Source organism: Ramlibacter sp. (assembly GCF_035706265.1).
Classification (GTDB): Bacteria; Pseudomonadota; Gammaproteobacteria; order Burkholderiales; family Burkholderiaceae_C; genus Ramlibacter.
Genome location: NZ_DASSVG010000468.1, coordinates 1 through 5,788, shown reverse-complemented (window position 1 = coordinate 5,788; position 5,788 = coordinate 1). Strand labels below are relative to the sequence as shown.

The window sequence follows — 5,788 nt, the reverse complement described above, 5'->3', positions numbered from 1 at the left end:
GCGTCGCGAAGCGCACCGCGACGCTGGCGCGCAAGCTGATCGCCCAGGGCATGATCGTGCTGGGCAAGACCCACACGGTGGAATTCGCGATGGGCGGCTGGGGCACCAACAGCCGCCGCGGCACGCCCTGGAATCCGTGGGATGCGGAGCGCGCCCGCACGCCGGGCGGCTCCAGCAGCGGCTCGGGTGTGGCCGTCGCCGCGGGGCTCGCGCCCTGGGCCGTGGGCACCGACACCGGCGGCTCGGTGCGCCTGCCGGCCTCCTGGTGCGGCATCACCGGCCTGAAGACGACCATCGGGCGCGTCAGCACGTACGGCGTGCTGCCCCTGAGCCCGACGCTCGACACGCCCGGCCCGATGGCCCGCTCGGTGGAGGATGCCGCGCTGCTGTACGCCGTGATGCAGGGGCCCGACCCGCTGGATCCGCTCACGCGCGGGCTGCCCTACGCCGACCCGCTGGCCACGCTCAAGCGCGGCATCCGCGGCCTGCGCCTTGCGCGCATGCCGGAGGCCGAGCGCCGCTTCGCCTCGGCGGAGGTGCTGCAGGCCTACGACGCGTCGCTGGCCGAACTGGAGGAGCTGGGCGCGGAGATCGTGCCGATCGAGCTGCCGTTCGCCTTCGCCGACGTGGCCGCGCACAACCTGCGCATCATGGCGGCGGAGAGCTACACGCTCTACCACGAACTGATCGACGACGAGGCGGCGCCGCTCGATCCGCACGTGCGGCCCCGCATCGCGGCCGGCCGCACGCTGAGCGCGCGCGAGTACATCGAGGCGCTGCGCATGCGCGACACGATGAAGCAGCAGTTCGCCGCCGCCATGCAGGGCATCGACGCCCTGCTGACGCCGACGACGATGACGACTGCGGTGCCGCTGGAGGAAGTGGACCAGGCCAAGGCGCCCGCGCACTACACGCGCTTCGCCAACTACCTGGACCTCACGGCGCTGGCGCTGCCCAATGGCAGCGATGCGCGCGGCCTGCCGACCTCGCTGCAGATCGTCTGCCGCGGCAACGAGGAGGCGCTGGCGCTGCGCATCGGCTGGGCGCTGCAGCAGGCGACCGACTGGCACCTGCGCCGACCGCCGCTGGCGGCCTGAGGGGCCGTTTCCCTGCGGCCCGGCTCCTAATCATCCGCGTCCGAGGCCGAACCGCGGCGCAGGCCGATGCGCCGCATCGGGCCCTCGAGCGCGAGGATGCCCAGCACCAGCAGCGTGCTGACCACGGCCGTCATCTCGCGCCCCAGGCCGGCCGCCACGCCGATCGCCGCCGTCATCCAGACGCCGGCGGCGGTGGTCAGGCCGTGGACCTGTTCTTCGCGTTCCAGCTTCAGGATCGCACCGGCGCAGAGAAAGCCGATGCCGGCCAGCAGCCCCTGCAGCACGCGGCTGACGGCCTGGTCGTCCATGTCCATCTGCAGCGGCACCAGCACGAACAGGGCGGAGCTCGCCGCCACCAGCATGTGGGTGCGCACGCCGGCGGCCTTGCCGTGGCGCTCGCGCTGGAGGCCCAGCAGGCCGCCGAGGAGGGCGGCGAGCACGAGGCGGGCGACGAGCCGCGTGACCTGCTCCAGGTCGTCGAGGTCGGAGAACTCCTCGACCAGCGTCCGCAGGACGACCCCGCCGGCGTCGCTCATCTCAAGGCAGCTCGGCGTTCGGCTCCGGCTGCGCGAGATCGCGCGGGCCGACGCTGCCCAGGCGCGCCTTCAGCGACTGCGGCTGCCCCGTGAGCAGCGCCGCATAGAAGGTGGCGTTGGACACGACCTTCTTGACGTAGTCGCGCGTCTCGCCGAAGGGCACCGTCTCGGCCCAGGCGGCGCCCTCCAGCACCGGGCCGTTGCGCCAGTTGCGCGGCCGGCTCGGGCCGGCGTTGTAGGCGGCCGCGGCCATCGGCATCGAGCCGCCGAAGTCCTCCAGCACGAACTTCAGGTAGCCGGTGCCGATCGCGATGTTGGTGTCGCGGTCGTGCAGCTGGTCGGGGTGGAAGCCGGGCAGGCCCAGCTTCTTGGCCGTCCAGCGGGCCGTGGCCGGCATTACCTGCATCAGGCCGGAGGCGCCGACACCCGAGCGGGCATTCATCACGAAGCGGCTTTCCTGCCGGATCAGGCCGTAGACGTAGGCCGGGTCGAGCGCGATCTCCTTGCTGCGCTTGATCACGGCCTCGCGGAACGGCATCGGGAAGCGCTGCTCGGCATCGAATTCGGCCTTGGTGCGCTCGCTCGTGTTGATGCAGCGGTCCCACACCTCGCGCTCGCAGGCGTACTGGGCCGCGGCCAGCAGGGCCCGGTCTTCCATGCCGCCGGGGGTGTGCAGGTTGGTGGTGTAGTTCCACTCGCGCGTGCCTTCGGAGCGCAGGCCGATGGAGATCGCGTAGAGCGCGCGGTTGAGGCCCGGATCCTGCCGGGCGGCCTTCTTCTCCTCGTCGGTGAGCGGCGCCGGCTTGGCCGGCACGTCGATCTTCTGCCCCAGTTCCTCCAGCGCCAGCTGCTCGTAGAAGCCGGTGGGCGAGGCGATGCCTTGCAGCAGCTTGACCGCCTCGGTGAGTTGCCCGCCGCCCTTGGCGGTGGCCATCACGGCGCGGGCGCGCCAGTAGGTCCAGGCCGGATCGGCCTGGGCGCTCTCCGACATGGCGTCCACCGCCTCGAGGATGTTCTTCCAGGCGATGCCCTTGGGTGCGCGCAGGGCGGCGCGCACCTTCCACTGCAGCAGCTCGTCGCTCAGGAACTTGTCGTGCTTGACGCGCGCGTAGTACGCGTCGGCGTTCGGATCGAGCCGCAGCGCTGCCTGGTGGCCGATGACGGCCCAGACCCAGTCGCGCTCCTCCGGGTTCATCTGCGGGCCCCACTTGCTTTCGAGCTGCGCGGCGGCGTGCTCGACGTCGGAAGTGGCCAGCTTGATGAGGGCCAGGCCCACCAGCTCGCGCCGGGCGCGCGAGACGGCCGTGACCTTGCTCAAAAGGAACTTGGACGGGGCCGCGTTCACCTCGTTCAGCAGCTTCAGGGAGGCCGGCGTGGAGGCGATCTCCACCGCCGCCTTCACGGCGCTGGTGCGTCCGGCCTCCATCGCCTGGCGGGCCTTGCGCCAGGCGTCGGCCTTGGTCAGCTTGCGGCCGCCGTGGCCGGTTTCCACCAGGTGGGCGGCGGCGCTGGTGCAGCCATCCTCGGCGCCGCGCTGGCCAAGCCACAGCCTGCGCACTTCCTCCGCCACCTCGGGCGGCGTGCCGGCGCCCTCGCGCAGGCTTTGCGCCAGCAGGGCGTAGCAGCGCACCTCGCGGTCGTCGCGCATGCGGAATTTCGGATACTCCTGCGCGAACAGGTCCCACTGGCGGTTTTCGCCCAGCAGCAGCAGCCAGTCGTTGCGCAGGCGGTCTTCCTGGTAGGTGCCGGCAATGCGGGCCAGGGCCTGCTGCACCTCCGCCGGGTTGGCGGTCTCGAGGCGGTTCTTCAGCTCCCAGTACACCGCCCAGGGCTCCAGCACGTGGCCCTGGGCCTGCGGCAGCAACTGCGCCAATTTGGCCTTGTCGCCCTGGCGAAAGGCCTGCTGCATCTCCAGCAGGACGTCGTCGCGCAGCTGGTTCTGGGGCTGCGCCTGGACGCAGCCGACGAGCGCGATGGCCAGGGATGCCAGAATCGTTCTCAACTTCATCGGAAATGTATGGACAGGTCGGAACAAAAAAGATCTCTGCGACAGCGCCTGATCGAGCAACGCCTGAACATGCCGGATCGCCTACACCGCGCGGAACTTCTCCAGCGCGTGATGCGGATCTGGCTCGTAGGCCGGCCCGACACCATCATCGGCGCTTATTGGCCGATCAAGGGGGAGTTCGACCCGCTTCCGGCGCTGCACCGATGGAAGGAAGACGGCGAACTGCTGGACGAACCGCAGATGCGCCGCATCGGGCTTCCCGTCATGGACAAAGCCACTAGGACCCTGAAGTTCCACGCATGGTTCCCCGGCTGCCCGATGGAGGAAGATGCGTTCGGGATCCCGAAACCCAAGGACACGGAGGTGGTGCAGCCCACGCTGCTGTTCATCCCGTGCGTCGGCTACGGGGCGGGCGGCTACCGGCTGGGCTACGGCGGCGGCTTCTACGACCGCACGCTGGCTCAGCTGCAGCCGCGCCCCTTCACCGTGGGCCTGGGCTTCGCCGCCGGCTTCCTGCCGGACCTGGAGCCCGAAGCGCACGACGTCGCACTCGACGCCATGCTCAATGAGCTGGGGGTGGTTTGGCCGATTTCACTGGGGGACGAGGACTGAAAACCGGACATCCGGACGCAGAGGACGCGAAAGATACGCAAAGGACGCAAAAAAGACAGAGAAAGCTTTAGAAGGCTTCTTTTGCGTTCTCTGCGTACCCTTTGCGTCCTCTGCGTCCGGAAGTTCGGTTGTTCAATCCAGCTGGTCCACCGTGTCCGGGTCCGGCACCTCGCCGATGGTCTGGCGGGTGATGCGGCTCTGGACCATCAGCCAGTCGCAGAAGGCCTTGATTTCGGGCCGCTGGGCGCTGCGCGGGCCCACGAGCAGCCAGTAGGCCATGGGCGAATCCAGCCGCAGCTTGGGCAGCGGCTCCACCAGGTCGCCGTTGGCCAGGCTTTCGGCCACCAGCGGCAGGCGCGCCAGCACCACGCCCTGGCCGGTGAGCGCCGCCTGCACCATCTGGTAGGCGTAGTTGAAATAGAGCCAGCGCAGCGGCTGCAGCTTGTGCAGCCCGTGCTCGTCGAACCAGCGCCGCCACGTCAGCCACGCCAGGTGCGTGTGGTGGGCGTCGCCGGCCTCGATCAGCGCGAACTGCGCCATGTCCGCCGGCTTCTGCAGCGCCGGCCCCGTCTTCAGCAGCCAGGGGCTCACCACCGGCGTGAGCTGCTCGCCGAACAGGCGGATCGCCTGCGGCGGCATGGTCGTCTTGGGGCCGTAGCGCAGGGCGAGGTCGACGTCGGCCAGTTCCAGGTCCACCTTGGCGTCGCTGGCGTCGATGCGGATGTCGATGCCGGGGTGGTCCTTCTGGAACTGCTCCAGCCGCGGGATCAGCCACATCGAAGCGAAGGAGGCGAAGGTGGTGATCGACACCGAGCGCCGGCCGGCGCTCTGGCGGATCTGCCGCACGGCGCCGTCGATGCGCGGCAGCGACTGCGACACGGCCATCAGCAGCTGGGTGCCCGCGCTCGTGAGCTCCACCGCGCGCGTGTGGCGCAGGAACAGGCTCACGCCCACCTCCTCTTCCAGGGCCTGGATCTGGCGGCTGACGGCCGACTGCGTGAGCGCCATCTCCTCGGCGGCGGCGCGGAAGTTCAGGTGCCGGGCGACGGCCTCGAAGGCGCGCAGGTGGCCGGCGGAAATCGGGCGGGTGCGCAGGTGGGTCTGCGAATGCTGCATGGGCGATTGATGCGGTACGAGAATCAAAAGCGTAGCCGGATTTCATTGGACCGCCAAGCGTGGGCGCAGGATCATTCCATTCCGAAAAGCCATCGCTGCACGCCTGCAGCACCCCTGGAGCCGACCATGAACGACCGCCCCGCCGTCCTGCCTTCCGCCACCGCCGCCCAGCCGCTGCCGGGCACCTGGAAGCTGGCCCACGGCCGCGCGATCACGTTGCGGCCGGCCACCGACGGCATCCTGCGCGTCGCCAGCGGCCGCCTCTGGGCCACCAAGGACGGCCCACACGGCCGCACGCCCGACGACGCCGGCGACCACATGCTGGAAGCGGGCCGCTCGATGTACGTGCGCGCCGGCGAGCGCGTCGTGATCGAGTCCTGGCTGACGGCGGACGCCTCGTACTTCGCCTGGGATCCGGT

General features: G+C 70.2%; 6 protein-coding genes. 3 read left to right on the top strand and 3 right to left on the bottom strand.

The features are described 5' to 3' along the window. Nucleotides 1-1,097, top strand: a 1,097-nt coding sequence (locus VFM98_RS16880) for an amidase (RefSeq protein WP_325111061.1), incomplete at its 5' end; no start/stop codon positions are given. A 26-nt stretch (nt 1,098-1,123) separates the two neighbouring features. Here VFM98_RS16880 and VFM98_RS16875 read toward each other — a convergent pair. Together VFM98_RS16875 and VFM98_RS16870 are read right to left on the bottom strand one after the other, a co-directional pair. Then, a complete protein-coding gene (locus tag VFM98_RS16875) occupies nt 1,124-1,633 on the bottom strand; it encodes an MgtC/SapB family protein (RefSeq protein ID WP_325111060.1) in 510 nt (169 codons plus the stop codon). A gap of 1 nt (nt 1,634) precedes the next feature. After that, nucleotides 1,635-3,641: a lytic transglycosylase domain-containing protein gene (locus VFM98_RS16870; protein ID WP_325111059.1), complete on the bottom strand. Its 2,007-nt coding sequence runs from the start codon at nt 3,639-3,641 to the stop codon at nt 1,635-1,637. Between the two features lie 9 nt (nt 3,642-3,650). Between VFM98_RS16870 and VFM98_RS16865 the strand changes: the two genes are divergently transcribed. Next, nucleotides 3,651-4,253, top strand: coding sequence for a 5-formyltetrahydrofolate cyclo-ligase (locus tag VFM98_RS16865; RefSeq protein WP_325111058.1), 603 nt, complete (start codon nt 3,651-3,653; stop codon nt 4,251-4,253). Between the two features lie 132 nt (nt 4,254-4,385). Here VFM98_RS16865 and VFM98_RS16860 read toward each other — a convergent pair whose 3' ends face one another. Further along, entirely contained in the window at nt 4,386-5,369 is a 984-nt protein-coding gene (locus VFM98_RS16860; RefSeq protein ID WP_325111057.1) for a LysR substrate-binding domain-containing protein, read from the bottom strand. A 126-nt stretch (nt 5,370-5,495) separates the two neighbouring features. Here VFM98_RS16860 and VFM98_RS16855 point away from each other — a divergent pair. Further along, nucleotides 5,496-5,788, top strand: a 293-nt coding sequence (locus VFM98_RS16855) for a DUF2917 domain-containing protein (RefSeq protein WP_325111056.1), incomplete at its 3' end; no start/stop codon positions are given.